Source organism: Brachybacterium epidermidis (assembly GCF_015209585.1).
GTDB lineage: Bacteria > Actinomycetota > Actinomycetes > Actinomycetales > Dermabacteraceae > Brachybacterium > Brachybacterium epidermidis.
Map to the genome: position 1 here is coordinate 145,920 of NZ_JADEYR010000005.1, position 15,484 is coordinate 161,403.

General features: G+C 71.3%; 19 protein-coding genes. 11 read left to right on the forward strand and 8 right to left on the reverse strand.

Annotation, left to right across the window (positions count from 1 at the left end):
* Nucleotides 1–39 precede the first annotated feature (39 nt).
* Complete coding sequence (locus IOE58_RS07055; protein WP_193865692.1) at nucleotides 40–1,218, forward strand: aminotransferase class I/II-fold pyridoxal phosphate-dependent enzyme; 1,179 nt, start codon at nucleotides 40–42, stop codon at nucleotides 1,216–1,218.
* Here the strand turns inward: IOE58_RS07055 and IOE58_RS14640 are convergent.
* Nucleotides 1,205–1,339 (reverse strand): hypothetical protein, encoded by a 135-nt coding sequence (locus IOE58_RS14640; protein ID WP_259789984.1) that lies wholly within the window; start codon nucleotides 1,337–1,339, stop codon nucleotides 1,205–1,207. The genes IOE58_RS07055 and IOE58_RS14640 overlap by 14 nt on opposite strands.
* A gap of 26 nt (nucleotides 1,340–1,365) precedes the next feature.
* On the reverse strand, nucleotides 1,366–2,196 hold the full coding sequence (locus IOE58_RS07060; RefSeq protein ID WP_193865693.1) for an alpha/beta hydrolase fold domain-containing protein: 831 nt from the start codon (nucleotides 2,194–2,196) through the stop codon (nucleotides 1,366–1,368).
* Between the two features lie 56 nt (nucleotides 2,197–2,252).
* On the opposite strand from IOE58_RS07060, the gene IOE58_RS07065 reads away from it, so the two are divergent.
* Nucleotides 2,253–2,723 carry an SRPBCC family protein gene (locus tag IOE58_RS07065; RefSeq protein ID WP_193865694.1) on the forward strand — a complete coding sequence of 157 codons (471 nt, stop codon included), beginning with the start codon at nucleotides 2,253–2,255 and terminating at the stop codon, nucleotides 2,721–2,723.
* 71 nt (nucleotides 2,724–2,794) lie between these two features.
* On the opposite strand, the gene IOE58_RS07070 is transcribed toward IOE58_RS07065, so the two are convergent.
* Nucleotides 2,795–4,174 carry an MFS transporter gene (locus IOE58_RS07070; protein ID WP_348981914.1) on the reverse strand — a complete coding sequence of 460 codons (1,380 nt, stop codon included), beginning with the start codon at nucleotides 4,172–4,174 and terminating at the stop codon, nucleotides 2,795–2,797.
* A 250-nt stretch (nucleotides 4,175–4,424) separates the two neighbouring features.
* On the opposite strand from IOE58_RS07070, the gene IOE58_RS07075 reads away from it, so the two are divergent.
* The 4 genes from IOE58_RS07075 to IOE58_RS07090 all read left to right on the forward strand — a co-directional run bounded on the left by IOE58_RS07075 (nucleotide 4,425) and on the right by IOE58_RS07090 (nucleotide 8,354).
* The gene (locus tag IOE58_RS07075) at nucleotides 4,425–4,754 is read left to right on the forward strand and encodes a DUF3870 domain-containing protein (protein WP_193865695.1); all 330 of its coding nucleotides are present in this window, start codon (nucleotides 4,425–4,427) and stop codon (nucleotides 4,752–4,754) included.
* 247 nt (nucleotides 4,755–5,001) lie between these two features.
* The gene (locus tag IOE58_RS07080; protein WP_193865696.1) at nucleotides 5,002–6,156 is read left to right on the forward strand and encodes a DUF819 family protein; all 1,155 of its coding nucleotides are present in this window, start codon (nucleotides 5,002–5,004) and stop codon (nucleotides 6,154–6,156) included.
* The gene (locus tag IOE58_RS07085) at nucleotides 6,153–7,322 is read left to right on the forward strand and encodes an enolase C-terminal domain-like protein (RefSeq protein ID WP_193865697.1); all 1,170 of its coding nucleotides are present in this window, start codon (nucleotides 6,153–6,155) and stop codon (nucleotides 7,320–7,322) included. The genes IOE58_RS07080 and IOE58_RS07085 overlap by 4 nt, the downstream gene beginning before the upstream one ends.
* A gap of 27 nt (nucleotides 7,323–7,349) precedes the next feature.
* Nucleotides 7,350–8,354 carry a C40 family peptidase gene (locus IOE58_RS07090; RefSeq protein ID WP_193865698.1) on the forward strand — a complete coding sequence of 335 codons (1,005 nt, stop codon included), beginning with the start codon at nucleotides 7,350–7,352 and terminating at the stop codon, nucleotides 8,352–8,354.
* 37 nt (nucleotides 8,355–8,391) lie between these two features.
* Here the strand turns inward: IOE58_RS07090 and IOE58_RS07095 are convergent, their stop codons facing one another.
* On the reverse strand, nucleotides 8,392–8,985 hold the full coding sequence (locus tag IOE58_RS07095; RefSeq protein ID WP_193865699.1) for a TetR/AcrR family transcriptional regulator: 594 nt from the start codon (nucleotides 8,983–8,985) through the stop codon (nucleotides 8,392–8,394).
* 105 nt (nucleotides 8,986–9,090) lie between these two features.
* Between IOE58_RS07095 and IOE58_RS07100 the strand changes: the two genes are divergently transcribed.
* The gene (locus tag IOE58_RS07100; RefSeq protein WP_193865700.1) at nucleotides 9,091–10,404 is read left to right on the forward strand and encodes a glycosyltransferase; all 1,314 of its coding nucleotides are present in this window, start codon (nucleotides 9,091–9,093) and stop codon (nucleotides 10,402–10,404) included.
* Between the two features lie 76 nt (nucleotides 10,405–10,480).
* Here the strand turns inward: IOE58_RS07100 and IOE58_RS07105 are convergent, their stop codons facing one another.
* Nucleotides 10,481–11,275, reverse strand: a complete 795-nt coding sequence (locus tag IOE58_RS07105) for a serine hydrolase (RefSeq protein WP_193865701.1) — start codon at nucleotides 11,273–11,275, stop codon at nucleotides 10,481–10,483.
* Between the two features lie 84 nt (nucleotides 11,276–11,359).
* Here IOE58_RS07105 and nadE point away from each other — a divergent pair, with 84 nt between their 5' ends.
* A complete protein-coding gene (nadE, locus tag IOE58_RS07110) occupies nucleotides 11,360–12,184 on the forward strand; it encodes an NAD(+) synthase (protein WP_193865702.1) in 825 nt (274 codons plus the stop codon).
* A 7-nt stretch (nucleotides 12,185–12,191) separates the two neighbouring features.
* On the opposite strand, the gene IOE58_RS07115 is transcribed toward nadE, so the two are convergent.
* The 3 genes from IOE58_RS07115 to IOE58_RS07125 form a co-directional block, all read right to left on the reverse strand.
* Nucleotides 12,192–12,344: a hypothetical protein gene (locus IOE58_RS07115; RefSeq protein WP_193865703.1), complete on the reverse strand. Its 153-nt coding sequence runs from the start codon at nucleotides 12,342–12,344 to the stop codon at nucleotides 12,192–12,194.
* Nucleotides 12,345–12,504: 160 nt separating this feature from the next.
* Nucleotides 12,505–12,699, reverse strand: a complete 195-nt coding sequence (locus IOE58_RS07120; protein ID WP_193865704.1) for a CsbD family protein — start codon at nucleotides 12,697–12,699, stop codon at nucleotides 12,505–12,507.
* A gap of 145 nt (nucleotides 12,700–12,844) precedes the next feature.
* The gene (locus IOE58_RS07125; RefSeq protein ID WP_193865705.1) at nucleotides 12,845–13,270 is read right to left on the reverse strand and encodes a DoxX family protein; all 426 of its coding nucleotides are present in this window, start codon (nucleotides 13,268–13,270) and stop codon (nucleotides 12,845–12,847) included.
* An 87-nt stretch (nucleotides 13,271–13,357) separates the two neighbouring features.
* Here IOE58_RS07125 and IOE58_RS07130 point away from each other — a divergent pair, with 87 nt between their 5' ends.
* The 3 genes from IOE58_RS07130 to IOE58_RS07140 are packed head-to-tail and all read left to right on the forward strand — an operon-like array spanning nucleotide 13,358 to nucleotide 15,443.
* Nucleotides 13,358–13,534: a hypothetical protein gene (locus IOE58_RS07130; protein WP_193865706.1), complete on the forward strand. Its 177-nt coding sequence runs from the start codon at nucleotides 13,358–13,360 to the stop codon at nucleotides 13,532–13,534.
* Nucleotides 13,535–13,575: 41 nt separating this feature from the next.
* Complete coding sequence (locus IOE58_RS07135; RefSeq protein ID WP_193865707.1) at nucleotides 13,576–14,964, forward strand: NADP-dependent succinic semialdehyde dehydrogenase; 1,389 nt, start codon at nucleotides 13,576–13,578, stop codon at nucleotides 14,962–14,964.
* Entirely contained in the window at nucleotides 14,964–15,443 is a 480-nt protein-coding gene (locus tag IOE58_RS07140) for an NUDIX hydrolase (RefSeq protein ID WP_193865708.1), read from the forward strand. The genes IOE58_RS07135 and IOE58_RS07140 overlap by 1 nt, the downstream gene beginning before the upstream one ends.
* The last annotated feature ends 41 nt before the right edge of the window (nucleotides 15,444–15,484 follow it).

Consider the following 15,484-nt stretch of genomic DNA (forward strand, 5'->3'; position numbering starts at 1 on the left):
CGCCGCGCACCGCGCGCCCCGCCCTCGAAGGAGACAGCCGTGCCCCTGGCTCAGAGCTTGGATGCGATCACCGTGGATCACCTGCGCTCGACCGGGGCGCTCAAGTGGAGCCTGCCCGATGAGGTCACCGGCGCCTTCGTGGCGGAGATGGACTACGGCACCTCGCCGGCGATCGTGGCCGCCCTGGAACAGGCGGTGCAGGTGGGGTGCTTCGGCTACCCCACCCCGGAACTGGCCCAGGAGCTCCAGGAGGCCACCGCCCGACGGCTCGCCGGCGCGCACGGCTGGGAGGTGGCACCCGAGGACGTCCACCCCGTCCCGGACGTGATCTCGGTGCTCGAGAAGGCGATCGCGCTGACCACGGACCCGGGCACGCCGGTGGTGGTCCCGACCCCGGCCTACATGAACTTCTTCAACACCATCCGGGGCCTGGGCCGCGAGGTCATCGAGGTGCCCATGGTGCTCGACGAACAGGGCCTGTTCCGCATGGACCTGCCCGCCATCCGGGCGGCCATCACCGGCAGCGGGGCGCAGCTGGTGACGCTGTGCAACCCCCACAACCCCACCGGGCGGGTCTTCACGCGCCAGGAGCTCGCGGAGCTCTCCGAGGTGATCGAGCAGACCGGTGCCCGGGTGTTCGCCGACGAGATCTGGGCGCCCCTGGTGTTCTCGGGCCACACCCACCTCCCCTACGCCTCCCTGAGCCCCCGCACTGCCGCGCACACGATCACGGCCGTGTCCGCGTCGAAGGGCTGGAACATCCCCGGCCTCAAGTGCGCCCAGGCGGTGCTGAGCAGCGACAGGGATCGGGAGGCGTGGGCGCGGATCCAGCCGCCGAGCTGGCACCGGGTCGCCCCGTTGGGCATGGTGGGCACCATCGCCGCCTACCGCGATCGCTCGGGGTGGATCGAGGAGGTCACCGCGTACATCGAGGACTGCACCGCGATGGTGGCCGATGCCCTGACCCAGAGCGCACCGGCCGCGCGGATGAGCAGGCCCCAGGCGACCTACGTGTGCTGGATCGACCTGAGCGCCCTCGAGGTGCCCGCCCCGGCCTCCGCACACCTCCAGCAGGCCGCTCGCCTGCTGCCCACGGACGGCGCTTCCTGCGGGGAGGTGGGGCGCGACCACATCCGGCTGATCGCCGCGATGCCGCGCCCTGTGCTGCGCGAGTCCCTGGAGCGCATGACCCGGGAGCTGGCGCTCAGATCCCGCTGAGCTCGCCCGGGAGCACGGAGGAGCCGCTCAGCAGCAGCTCGGCGTCCGTGACGGTGCCGGTCAGGATCTTGGCGCGCGAGGAGAGGATCGATGTGCGGGTGATCTCGCGCGCGCGCTCCACGGAGTGACGGGTGAGCGCCGGGGCGCTCAGGCGCGGGGTATGGCCCGCTCGAGGTCGAGGGCTCGGCGCACCGCGCTGATCTGGGAGCGGCGGGCGGCCTGGGCCACCGGGCCCACCTGCTGCAGGGGGTAGCTGTGCCCGCCCTCGACGGCCTCGTGGATCTCGAGCTCCACCCCGGCGGCGCGCAGCTTCTCACTGAGCCTCCGTGAATCGGCCAGCAGCGGGTCGCTGCCGCCGACGCTCAGGTGCACGGGCGGCAGCCCCTCCATGGGGCCGCGCAGCGGGTTCAGGCGCGGGTCGTCGCGATCAGCGCCGTCGGCGTACAGCTCGGCGGCCTCACGCAGCTCGGGCCGCAGCAGCCGCTCCTCGGTGAGGTCCAGCCAGGGGGTGGTGAGCATCAGCAGGGCGGGCTGGGCGCCCCCGTGCTCGCGTAGCGCCTGGGCCACGGCGAGCGCGAGGCCGCCGCCGGCACCGTCGCCGGAGAGCACCCAGTGGCCCGGCCGCACCTCGGCCTTGCGGGTCAGGGACAGGACCGCCTGGAGGGCGTCGTCGAAGGCGTGCGGGAAGGGGTGGCGCGGAGGCACGCGGTAGTGCACCATTGCGGCGGCCACGTCGGAGCGTCGCCGCACGTCCTCCAGCCACTCCCAGGTCTTCTGGTCCGCACCGCGCAGGAAGGCACCGCCGTGCAGGTGCACGATGGCCGCGCCACCCGCGCCACCCGCGCGATCCGGGTCGATCCAGGTGGTGGGCACGTGGTGGTGCCGTCGGCGCTCCACCAGGCGGCGGTCCACGAGGTCGCGAGCCGGCTTGGACGGTCCCTGGGCCCACAGATGGCTAAGCGCGCGCACGATGCTCATGCCCTGCATCCTCCCATGTCCGCCGCCGCCGCGCCCGGACGGAACTACCATCAGCCATGGCCACTCACCAGCTCCGCCTCAGCCGCCAGATCCCCGCCACCGCCGAGCAGGTGTGGGCGGTGATCGCCGACATCGAAGCCGCGCCCCACACCCTCCGCGACGTGCTCGCGGTGGACCTGCAGACCCAGGGTCCCTACGGCGTGGGCACCCGCTGGATCGAGACGCGGAAGATGTTCGGCTTCGAGGGCAGCCAGGAGATGCAGGTGGTCGAGGCCGATGCACCCCGCCGCACCGTCGTGGTGGCCGAGGCCGGCGGTGCCGACTACCGCACGGAGTTCATCCTCTCCCCGATCTCCGGCTCGCCGGATGCGACCCAGTTGACGATGGTGTTCACCGCCGTCCCGCAGTCCCGCGGCGGCCTGAAGGGGAAGCTGACGGGTGTGATGGCGAAGGTCGGATTGAAGGCCACCCGCAAGGCGATGGAGCAGGACCTCGAGGACATCGCCGCGGCGGCTGCCAGGCGCTGATCGGCGGCGTCAGCGCCGTCAGCGCCGTCAGCGCCGTCGGCCCTCATCAGTGCTCGCAGCGCTGAGCAAGGCTATGAGCGCGCCGCGCACCCCATCTCGTCGTCGACGAAGGCGGGCCTGGCGGCGCGGAAGCCGACCACACCCAGGGCGAGTCCGGTCACGGCCATCATCGTGAGCATGGTGCGCGCGGAGCCGGTGGCGTCCAGCACCACTCCCGCGGTGATCGAGCCGGCGGCGGCGATCAGGTACCCCACCGGCTGCACCATCCCGGACAGCCTCGCGGTCACCAGCGGGTCGCGGCTACGGGCGGGGATGAGCGCGATCGCGGTGGGGAAGGCGAAGCCGCCGACGCCCAGCACGGACGCCCACAGCAGTGCGCCTGCGGCGGGGGCCAGGATCAGTCCGATGTACCCGGCGGCGGTCAGCAGGCCCATGCCCAGGGCGATCAGCGGCAGGTGGTGGGAGCGCTCGATCACCGTGGGCATGACGAGCCCGCCCAGGATGCCCCAGGCCGCGACGGATCCGGTCACGAGGCCGGCATCGGCCGCGCTCATGCCGCCCTGGGTGAGGATCTGGGGCAGCAGGCCGAACTGCGTGTAGGCGTTCATGGACTGCAGGCCGAACATCGCGGTGAGCGCCACCGCGGTGGGCGAGCGCAGGACGGAGGTTCGCAGCTCGCCCTGGGCGGCGTCGGGAGGGAAGTCGTGGCCGGTGCGGGCCAGCACGATCGTCCACACCACCACCGGCACCACGGCCAGCAGGCCCCAGAACCGCAGGGAGTCCTGCCAGCCCAGTGCTTCGTCCGTGATCAGGGGGACGGCGAAGGCGGAACCGCTGGCGCCGCCCACCCCCAGCAGGGTCGAGTACAGGGTCATCAGCGCCACGGTGCGGCGCCCGCCGTACTGCTTGATCCACGCCGGGACGATCACGTTGCCCAGCGCCGGTCCCACCAGGGCCAGCAGCGACAGCAGCGTGAACATCACGAAGGTGCTCGCCTGGGGGCGCAGCAGCAGGCCGGCCACCGCCAGCACGAGGGAGGCCACCACGGTGCCGGTCAGACCCACCCGCTTGGAGATCGGCACCGCCAGCGCACCCAGCACCCCGAAGGCCAGGCACGGCAGCGCGGTCAGCAGGCCCATGGCGAGCCCGCCTTGGCCGTGGAAGGCCACCACGTCCTCCAGCAGCGGGCCCAGGGACGTGGCACCGGGCCGCAGGTTCAGCGACACGGTGGCCACCGCGATCACGGCCAGCACGGCACCGATGGCGGGTGCTCCGGCAGCGGGGCCGCCCCGCCGCTCGGACCGACGCGTGCGCATCAGCCGACGCGGGCGCTCAGCCCTGGGCATGTGCTCGGGCCGGGGCGGGTGCTCAGCGCTGGGCATGTGCTCTGGCCGGGCGGGGTCCTCGAGCCGTACCGGGGGCTCAGGCCGGGGCGCAGGGGTATCGGTCACCGCTCCCTTCTACACCCCACCGGCCGGTGTCTCCACATGTGAGGGCACACATCACCGAGCCGCCCGCCCTGCTCGACCGCCCACCCTGCTCGGCCGCCCGCCCTGCTCGGCCGCCCACCCTGCTCGGCCGCCCGCCCTGCTCGGCCGCCTGCCCCATCCGGCGGTTACGGGTGGGTACGTTCCAGGATCTGGAAGCGGGCGGCACGCTGCGGTCGCCGGGAACCGCCCCGCCACCGCGTACTGTCGTCCCATGGCCAGGACGATCTACGTGACCGGGGAGGCGAAGTCGCCGAGCAACAATCCGATCACCTCCCAGTACGGGTTGTTCTTCGTGGGCCTCGTGGTCGACACTGAGACCCACGCCATCCTCCGCGCCGACTGCACCGCGGCGCTCGCTCTCACCGTGGAGTTCGTGCGCGGGCTGCTCGAGGGCAGGAGTCTGCTGGAGGAGGACGCGCTGGTGGAGACCATCATCGATCGGTACCACGGGTCCTCTCAGCGGGCCATGACCGCCGCCGTGCGGAGCGCCGCTGCGAAGTACCGCGACCTGGTCGACGGCTCTGCCGGTACAACTGCATAACCCTGTCGCTCGCCGTCAGCCCGGTACCTGACCGCACCGGATCCCGTCGGAAGCGCCCGGACAGGGCATCGACGCGCCGCCCTCGTGGGCAGGCGCGAGGCGTGTCGCCGTCGGCGGCCGCGCTGGTCGCCGCGCCCCAGGAGGGCGGCCGTCCGCGATGCCCGCGCCGCCCCGCGGCAGGTCCGGTGCGCTTCCGATTTCTCTTTGCCCGGTCAGCGGGGTGTCGGCCCTTCCCGAAGGAGAACCGTTGATCACCGACGGCCTGCTCATGCTCGGCGTCCTGCTGGGCCTCTCATGCCTGCTCATCGTGCTGGAACGCACCACGGGCTGGAAGTTCTTCACGTTCGTGCCGGGCATGGTGCTGATGTACCTGCTCTGCGCCACCCTGAACTCCCTGGGCATGTTCGGCGACGCCGAGGAGACCCGCGCCCCCATAGCCGCGGTGAAGGACGTCGCCCTGCCGGCGATGATCTTCCTGTTCCTGTTCAGCTGCGACGTCCGCAAGATCATCAAGCTGGGCCCGAAGCTGCTGCTGACCATGTTCGTGGCCGCCGCCTCACTCGCCGTGGGCATGGTGGCGGTGTACGCCGTGTTCCAGAGCGCCCTGCACGAGGAGTCCTGGAAGGCCCTGGGCGCCCTGCTGGCCTCCTGGACCGGCGGCAGCGCCAACATGGTCGCGGTGCAGGACATCCTCCAGGCACCGGAGAACATCTTCGGCTACGCCCTGATCACCGACACCATCGTGTACTCGGTGTGGCTGATGGCGATGTTTTCCTCGGCGGCGGTCTCCGATCGCTTCAACCGCTTCACCAAGGCCAACACCTCCTATCTGGACTCCCACGCCGGCGCCGACCTCGCTGAGGAGAAGCGGGAGATCACCGTGACCTCCCTGGCGATCGTGGCCTTCGGCTCGATCTTCGTCTCCACCGTGGCGATCTGGATCGGTGGTCAGCTGCCCGAGCTGGGCGACGTGGTCAACGGCACCGCCTGGACCATCCTCATCGTGTCGTTGCTGGGCCTGATCGTGGCGCACACACCGCTGGGCAAGGTGGCCGGCTCGATGGAGGTGGGCACCCTTATGCTGTTCATCGTGATCGGCCAGATCGCCTCCGGCTCCGACTTCTCCGCCCTCACCCAGGCACCGCTGTACCTGCTGATCGGCTTCCTGGTGCTGCTGGTGCACGCCGTGATCATGGTTATCTACGCGAAGCTCACCCGCACCGAGCTGTTCTCGCTGGCCGTGGCCTCCACCGCGAACATCGGCGGTATCGCTTCCGCACCCGTAGTGGCCAGTGCGTTCAATCGTCAGCTCGTGCCGGTGGGCGTGCTGTTCGCGCTGATCGGCTCCTTCGCGGGCACGTGGATCGGCCTGGGTGCCGCTCAGCTGATGAGCATGCTGTGACCGGCCGCCCCGCTCCCCGCACCCCCGGCGGCACGCCTGAGCCCGCCTTGCCCGTCAGCGCCGTGGCGCTGGAGCTGGAGGTGGCGGCAGTGCGCATGCATCGCCACGCCGCTCCCCTGCTGCGTCCCTTCGTCACCGCCGCTCGGCGCACCGAGGCCGTGGAGTACCTGGCCATCGAGGTGGAGCTGCGCGCCGGAGTGATCGGGCAGGGAACCGCGGCCGACACCAAGCCCGTCACCGGGGAGGACCTGGCCTCGATCACCACTGCGGTGGAGGGACCGATCACCGCCGCCCTCACCGGGGCCCGTGGCACCATCGCCGAGCTGAGCGCCCTGCTGGCGCAATCGGTCCAGAGAGCCAGCAGTGCGCGCGCCGCGGTGGACGTGGCTCTGCACGACGCCTGGGGCAAGGCCGCAGGCCGCCCCCTGGTGGAACTGCTGGGTGGTGCGGTGCACACCCGCATCGAGTCGGACATGACCGTCTCCCTCGAGGAGCCGGAGGTGATGGCCCAGCACGCCCGCGCGGCCGCTGCTGAGGGCTACCGGGTGCTGAAGATCAAGCTGGGCAGGGACGTGGAGGAGGACCGTCGGCGCTTGGATGCCGTGCTCGAAGCGGTCCCCGGGGCCCGCCTGCGATTGGACGCCAACCAGGGCTGGAGCGTGCAGCAGGCCATCGAGATCATCGGCGCCTTCGAGGCCGACGGGCTCCCCGTGGACCTCGTGGAGCAGCCCGTCGCGGCCGCCGACCTGGAGGGCATGGCGCAGGTGCGCCGCGCCGTCAGCACTCCGATCATGGCGGACGAGTCCGTGTGGACCGCCGCCGATGCCCGCCGCATCGCAGAGCTCGGCGCCGCCGACATGCTCAACATCAAACTGGCCAAGACCGGCGGAATCCCCGAGGCGATGGCCATCGCCGATGTGGCCCAGCACGCGGGCCTCACCTGCATGGTGGGGGCGATGATGGAGCCGAGCATCACGATCACGGGCGCCGCGCACGTGGCGCTGGCGCACCCGGCTATCACCATGGTGGCCCTGGACTCCCCCGACTGGCTCACCACCCGCCACCCTTCCGGCGGCTACAAGGTCCAGGAGGGCTGGCTGGCGCTGACCGGCGGGCCCGGCCTGGGCATGGAGCTGCTGCGCCCCGACCAGGACCCGCCCCGGTAGGCCCGCACCGTCCTTGAGGAGAGACCGATGAACCCTTCGAATCCCACCCCTGACCCCAGCAGCCGCGCGGGCCACGCCGCGGGATCCGTCCCCCGCCCCGGGGATACAGCATTCGTCCAGGTCGCCGTGGCCACCGTGTGGGTGCGGCCGGGCCTGGACCGTGCGGGGATCGATGATCCCTCGCTGACCGTACCGGTGGACCTGGATGCCTGGAACTCCGCCATGGACGAGACCGAGACGCTGCGCTGGCTGACCGGCCGCCTGGAGACCCAGGCCCTGCTGGGCGCTCGTGTGATCGTCGATGAGGTCGACGGGCAGTGGGCACGCATCGTCGTCACCGATCAGCTCTCCCCGCGTGACCCCCGCGGCTACCCGGGGTGGGTGCCGCTGGCCCAGCTGAGTGTCGACCCGGGCTTCGCGCAGGCTGCGGCATCGTCCCCGACAGCGACGGTCACCGCCTCCCGCTCCCGTCTCATGGAGGACGCCGAGGGGACATCCCCCGGGATCGAGGTCTCCTTCGGGACCGTGCTGCCAGTGCTGGGACACACGGGGGCTGTGGTGGAGCTGGCGGTCCCCGGAGGCGGTACCCAGTACCTGCCCGAGGCCGACGTGGTGGTCCGGGAGCCGGGTGAGGTGCCCCCCACCCCGACGGTGGAGGAGGTGATCGCCACCGGCGAGCGCTTCCTGGGACTGCGGTACCTGTGGTCGGGCATGAGTGCATGGGGCTTCGACTGCTCGGGTTTCACCCACTCGGTGTTCCGTCACCACGGGATCACGATCCCCCGCGACGCCGGCCCGCAGCTGAACGGCTCCGGCTTCCCCCGGGTGGAGCGCGAGGACCTGCGCCGCGGCGACCTGGTGTTCTTCTCCGAGGGGCCCGGCAGTCCTGAGATCCGGCACGTGGCCCTGTACCTGGGCGATGACCTGATCATCCACGCGCCCAATGCCCCACGCACGATCGCTGTCGAGTCGCTCAGCGGGTACGACGTCAAGGACGAGTACGCCGGGGCGGTGCGGGTGATCCAGCAGTGAGCTGAGGGCCGGTCGATGCCGGCCCGGGGCGCCCCTCTCAGGGCAGCAGAAGCCTGCGCAGCATCCCACCGGCAGCGGCGTGCGCCTGGTCGCTCGCCTCCTGCTGCAATGCCCAGCGGTCCACCTCAATCACCACGGTGGTGGCCAGGGCGGCCTGCAGTGCGATCGGGAGGGAGTCGTCCACGGCGCGCACCTCTCGGCCCCGCTCGAGCATGGCCTGGCCCCACTGCGACAGCTGCCCCCGGAACTCCTCCAGCGCCGGGGAGGCGGGAGCGTCCCGCAGGTGCACCAGGCGCCCTGCCACCAGGGTCCTGGGTTCGTCGCGCGCCGCTGCACCGAGCTGGGCCAGGAGGTCATCGATCGCCTCCCACCACTGATCGACCGTGAGGGATGCCGGGTCCGGCAGCGTGACGTGGCGGGCCAGCAGCTCCACGTGCTCACGCGCCACCAGGTCGAACAGTGCCTGCTTGTCCCCCACGTGGTGGTACGCGGAGCTCTTGGACACTCCCGCGCTGCGCAGGATCGCGTTGAGCGAGGCTCGCTGGTAGCCGCCTGCCACGAAGGCATCGGCGCCTGCGGCGATCAGTGCCTGGCGGCCGCGGGCAGGCATGGGCCTGGGTGGTCTCGCCATCCTCGCCTCCGTCGTTCGATCACCGGTCTGCTGGTTCCCGGATTCTCCCAGATCCCCCGGAGGCAATGCCTCGACACCAGCGGGGCGCACACCTATTCTTGGACCATGTGGTCCACTAATGAAGGCGCCCCCGCTCCCTCGCCCGTTCGGCAGGATCACGCCCCTGCCCGTCGCGTCGTGCTGTTCACCCCGCTGGGTCTGAACCTCGCCGAGGTGACGCGCATGATCGAAGTGGCGCGCGCCCTGATCGAGCTCCAGCTTCCCGGGCCCGGACGCCTGTGCCCGGTGTTCCTGGTGCACGACGAGGGCTTCGACCACCTGGTGGACCAAGCCGGCTTCGAACGCGTCCCCGGCGCCCGGTCCTTCACCCCCGAGCAGGCGCGGCAGCTGATGGCCTTCGACCAGGGTCGCGCGCTGCGCCACCCCTTCACCCGCCAGGTCATCGCCGAGAGGGTCCGTATCGAGAGGGCCGCGATCCAGGACCTGGGGGCGGTGGCGGTGGTGCACGGCACCAACCCCACCTCCCCCATCTCCGCACGCGCCGAGCAGGTACCGCTGTTCTACCCGGTGCCGTACGTGTTCAGCGCGGCGCACCTGGCGGCCGGACGGGGCATCCCACTGCTGCCCGAGCGGGGCTGGGGCGCCGTGGCGAACCGGGTGCTGCGCGGCCCGGCGGCGTGGGTGATGGGCTCGGCCCCGCTGGTGCCGCCGTCGTTCCGCTCGGTGGCGCACGGGAACGGCGTGCGAGGGCGCTCCCTGATGGACCTGCTGGGGGCCGACGTCACCCTGCTGACCTCGATGGCCGAGGAGATCGGCGCGGATCCCCTGCCGCCCAGGTCGCACCGGGTGGGTCCGATCTTCGCGCGCCTGGACGGGGAGGTGCCGGAGCAGGTGCGCGAGCTGGCAGCCGGGGATCAGCCGCTGGTGTACCTGGCCTGCGGCTCCTCCGGGAACCCTCGCCTGGTGCTGGATGCGATGCGGGCCCTGGGCCGGGCTCCGGTGCAGGTGATCGCTCCGGTCAGGCAGTACCTCGATGCCGCTCAGATCGCGTCGACGCCGGCGAACGTCCACGTCACGGAGCTGCTGCCGGCGCACCTGATGGGCGGGCTGGTGGATGCCGCCGTCCTGCACGGCGGTCAGGGGACGGTGCAGACGGCCTGCGCCACCGGGGTGCCGTTCATCGGCATGGGGCTCAGTGCGGAGCAGCGGTGGAACGTGGACGTATGGGCCAGGCGGGGCAATGCGATCGCCCTGGCGCCGTCGGATCTGCGTGGGGACGCCGTGCGGTTCCATCGGGCTCTGCGGGCGCTGCTGACGGATCCTGGGATCCGCCGTGCGGCCGATGCGGTCGCGGGCGAGCACCGAGGTGAGGACGGCGCGCGTCGCAGCGCCGAGATCATCGGCGACCTCGTCGGCTGAATCCCCTCGCGCCGCTGGACGGGTCCTACCAGCAGCGAGCGTTCCTGGCGGGATGGCGGTGCAGGCCCGCGGGTGGTCAGCGGGCGAGGTCCGGCAGCAGTTCCCGAACCCGCGCTCGGATCACCTCGTCGGCCTCGGCCTTGACCATGCCCGAGGTCATCACGGCCAGGTAGCGCACCTCGGGCCCGTCGGGGTCGCCGATGAATGCCACGTCATGCCGGTAGCCGTCCACCCAACCGGACTTCGAGCCCACCGGCACCTCGGGCCGCAGGGCGCTGGCGATGATGGTGATGCGCTGGGCGGACATCGCTTCGCGGGTGAGCACGCGGTGATCGGGCTGCAGGTTCGAGGAGGGGCCCACCATGGCGCGCACGGTGCGCACCAGGTCCGCAGGGGTGGTCTCGAGGGTTAACCCCTGGTCGATGGCGGCCGCGTCGCCGATCAGTCGCTCCGCGCGGGTGGCGGTCAGGCCCAGCTCGTCGATGGCGGTGGCCACGGCCGGCAGCCCCACGAGCTCGATGAGGTGATCGGTGCCCTCGTTGCTGGAACGGTCGATCATCCGCACCGCGAGCTCGCGCACCGTGATCGGCTGCCCGTCGGCAGGGTGCGTGGGGTCCAGGTGGTCGCCGAACAGAGTGAACGGAGCACCGTCGACCCCGGTGAAGGTGCGCCTGGCCGGCTCGGTGCGGTCCAGGTCGAGGTGCCCGGCATCGACTGCGTTCAGCACTGCCATCAGCACATGGAGCTTGATGGTGCTGGCCGCGTAGAAGGGGCGGTCCGGGTCCTGGCTGTGGAGGAGGGAACCGTCGGCCCCGGCGAAGGCGATCGCAACGTGACGCTCGGTGGGCGGGGCGGCGGTGCTCAGGCTCATCCCCCCACACTAGCCGGGCGGTCAGGGGCTGCGCGCCACCGGTCAGTACCCCGAGCCCCGCGGCCCCGCCGTAGAATCGCGGCCATGAGGCCACTGCAGCAGCGCATCATCGACGAGACCGGCGTGAAGCCCACCATCGACCCCGCCGCGGAGATCGAGTCCCGCATCCAGTTCCTGGTGGACTACCTCGCGGCGACCCGCGCGAAGGGCTACGTGCTGGGTATCTCCGGGGGCGTGGACTCCACGGCCGCGGGGCGCCTCGCGCAGCTCGCGGTGGAGCGCGTGCGCGAGCAGGGCGGTGAAGCCCTGTTCGTGGGCGTGCGCCTGCCCTACGGGGTCCAGCACGACGAGGACGACGCCCAGGCGGCCCTCGACTTCATCGCCGCGGACCGCGAGGTCACCATCAACGTGTCCGGCGGGGTGGACGGCCTGTCCGAGGCGTACGCCGCGGGAATGGGCGAGGAGCTCACCGACTTCACCAAGGGCAACGCCAAGGCCCGGCTGCGGATGAGCGCCCAGTACGCGATCGGCGGCGACCTGGGCCTGTTGGTGCTCGGCACCGACCAGGCGGCCGAGAACATCACCGGGTTCTTCACCAAGTTCGGCGACGGCGGCGCAGACCTGCTGCCCCTGTCGGGCCTGAACAAGCGCCAGGTACGGAGCCTGCTCCAGGAGCTCGGTGCTGCGGAGAGGCTGTGGGAGAAGGTCCCCACCGCGGACCTGCTGGACGGCACCCCCGGCCAGACCGACGAAGCAGAGCTGGGGCTGCGCTACGAGGACATCGACGACTACCTCGAGGGTCGTGAGATCGACGAGGCCGCCGCCGAGAAGCTCGAGGCGATCTTCCTGCGCACCCGCCACAAGCGCGCCCTGCCGGTCACGGTGCACGACACCTGGTGGCGGGAGTGACCTGGAGTCAGTCCAGGATGGTGTTGTACCGGTAGGCCTGGTACTCGGGCGGGCTTGAGCTGGCGCGCTCGATCACCTGGTCACGGGTGATGGGCTCGTTGAAGCCGGGGTGGGCGGCGGCTCCGGATCGGGCGCTGGAGCCCGGACCGCGGTCCCACACGGGCCGACGGCGCGCACCGCTCCGAAGAGCTGTGCGCGCCGTCGGGGCGTGCTCGCGGACCAGCCGTGGCGTGCGCTGCGGTGTCCTGGCGGGGAGCCCGACGTCGGGACCCCTCCTCCAACCGCGGCGGTGGATCAGCGGTGGCCGGGCCGCGGAAGGATCACTTGGAGAAGCCGTCCTTCAGGTTCTTGGCGGCATCCTTGACGCTCTCGCCGGCCTGGCGGGCGTTCGCCTCGGCCTGGTCGCCACGGCCCTCGGCCTCGAGGGAGTGGTTGTCGGTGGCGTCGCCGAGGCCTTCCTTGGTCTTGCCGGAGGCCTCCTGGGCCTTGTTCTTGATCTTGTCGCCGAGGTTCATGTGCATTCCCTTCGTCGGATCGTGCCCCGCGGGGCGGCCACGGCACGGGTGCGCCGTGGCGGTGGGGAGAACCTAGCGCACCGGCCTGACATGCGCATCCAGTCTTCCGAAAGACCTGGGAAGCAGCACGGGGCTGCGTTGCCTCTCAGTCGTGGGAGCGCCGCTGCGGGATCCCGGCACCCCACAGTGCGGCCGCGATGAGCAGCGGTTGGCCGAACAGGCGGGCCAGCCGCTTGGCGGCGGTGTCCAATCCGAAGGCGTCCACCCCCTCCAGGTACTGCGAGACGTTGCCGGGGAACACCGCGACATAGAACGCGGCCAGCGCGACCCCCGTGAGCCGCCGATAGCGCGGCAGTGCGGTCAAGGACGCTCCCAGGGCGACCTCGACGACACCGGATCCCAGCACCACGATGTCCTCGGGGAAGGGCTGCCAGGAGGGGACCTGGGCGCGGAACTCGTCGCGGGCGAAGGTCAGGTGGGAGACCCCCGCGAAGGTCATGAACGCTCCCAGCCCGATCCGGGTCAGGTTCTGGGAGGTGGTGGCAGGTACGCGGCGCAGAAGGGATCTCATCGGTTCATCGTACGGCGAAGGACTGCACGTCCCCGGAACGCCCGGTCGGCCCGGGCGGCCCGGCCGCCCGGCTAGTACCGTCGAGACATGAAGCCGATCCCCCCGTACTGGGCCCAGCACCGCGGGACGGTCACCTTCCGCGGCGGGGCCACCTGGGACATGACGATCAACGGGTCCTCCTTCGTCTCCGAGGAGAACGCGCAGCGCCTGATCGACCTGCACGACCGTGCGACCCGACCCACCTCCGGGCCACCACAGGCCTGACTCCGAGCACTCACCCATCCACGTCATCGAAGGAGCACATCATGGCCATTGCCACCGTCAACCCCGCCACCGGGGACACCGAGAAGACGTTCACCGCCCACGACGAGGCCGAGGTGGAGCGCCGCATCGCCCAGGCGCACGCCGCCCACGAGGAGCTGCGCGCCACCAGCTTCGCCCAGCGCGCCCAGTGGGCCCGCGCCACCGCGGACGTGCTGGAGGGCGACGTGGACGAGCTGGCCCGCATCGTCACGGTGGAGATGGGCAAGCCCATCGAGCAGTCCCGCGCCGAGATCACCAAGTCCGCGAACGCACTGCGGTTCTACGCCGAGCACGCCGAGGGGTTCTTGGCGGACGAGGTGCTGGAGGACCCGTCGGCCGTCGGCGCCTCACGGGCCTATGCGCGGTACCGGCCGCTGGGGCTGGTGCTCGCGGTGATGCCGTGGAACTTCCCTGTGTGGCAGGTGATCCGCTTCGCGGCACCGGCGCTGATGGCGGGCAACACCGGGGTGCTCAAGCACGCCTCGAACGTGCCGCAGACGGCCCTGTACCTCGACGAGCTGTTCGAGCGTGGAGGTTTCCCGGCCGGCGTGTTCCGCACCCTGCTGATCGGGTCGAAGCAGGTCGATGCGGTGATCCGCGATGTGCGGGTGAAGGCCGTGACGCTCACCGGGTCCGAGCCCGCCGGTCAGGCCGTCGCCGCGACCGCCGGTGAGGAGATCAAGACGACGGTGCTGGAGCTGGGCGGTTCGGACCCGTTCATCGTGATGCCCAGCGCGGATCTGGACGCGGCCGTGGACACCGCCGTGGATGCACGGATGATGAACAACGGCCAGTCCTGCATCGCAGCCAAGCGGTTCATCATCCACGCCGACGTGTACGAGCAGTTCGCCGAGCGCTTCACGGAGAAGGTGCGACAGCTGCGGGTGGGCGACCCGCTGGATGCACAGGTGGACGTGGGGCCGCTGGCCAGCCAGGGCGGGGTGGACGATCTCGCGGAGCTGGTGGACGACGCCGTCGCCACGGGAGCCTCGGTGCTGGTGGGAGGCCCGGATGCAGTCGCGGACCTGCCCGGCGAGGGGGTCTACTACCCGCCGACGGTGATCGCCGATCTGCCCGAACGGGCCCGTATGACGCGCGAGGAGACCTTCGGTCCGGTCGCGGCGCTGTACAAGGTGGCCGATGCCCGGGAGGCGGTGCGGGTGGCGAACGCGACCAGCTTCGGCCTGTCCTCCTCCGTGTGGACCACCGATGCCCAGGAGCAGGAGTACTTCGTGCAGGAGGTCCAGGCCGGCGGGGTGTTCGTCAACGGGATGACGGTCTCGAACCCGGCACTGCCCTTCGGGGGGATCAAGCGCTCCGGCTACGGCCGTGAGCTGTCCGCGGCGGGGATCCGCGAGTTCTGCAACCTCACCACCGTGTGGGTGGCCTGATGCTCGTCCAACGGGCCCGCGGCCTGCTTCCCCGCATCTGGCGCTCCATGCCCTGGGTGCAGTGGCGGCTGCTGCACCTGACCCAGCCCACTTTCCTGGTGGCGGTGTGTGCGCTGCTGAGAACCGAGGACGATGAGTTCCTGCTGGTGCGGAACGCGTTCTGGCCGAAGGGACAGCAGTGGGGCATGCCCTCCGGTTACCTCGAGCCGAACGAGTCCCTGTCCGAATGCGTCACCCGCGAGCTGCACGAGGAGATCGGCGGCGGTGTGGTGGAGGGCATTCGGGTGCTGGACATGAGCGCCGGCCACCGGATGCGGGTGGAGATCCTGCTCGAGGGCACCGTGCGGGACCTGCCCTCTCGCGACGAGCACGAATCCATCGAGGTGTCGGACCACCGCCTGGCCGCCATGGACACCCTGCCCGAGGATCTGCACGACGGGCACCGGGAGAAGCTGGAGGCGCACCTGCGGGAGGGGTGAGGGCACACGCGGCCAGCCGCACTCCTACAAGTACGCCCCTG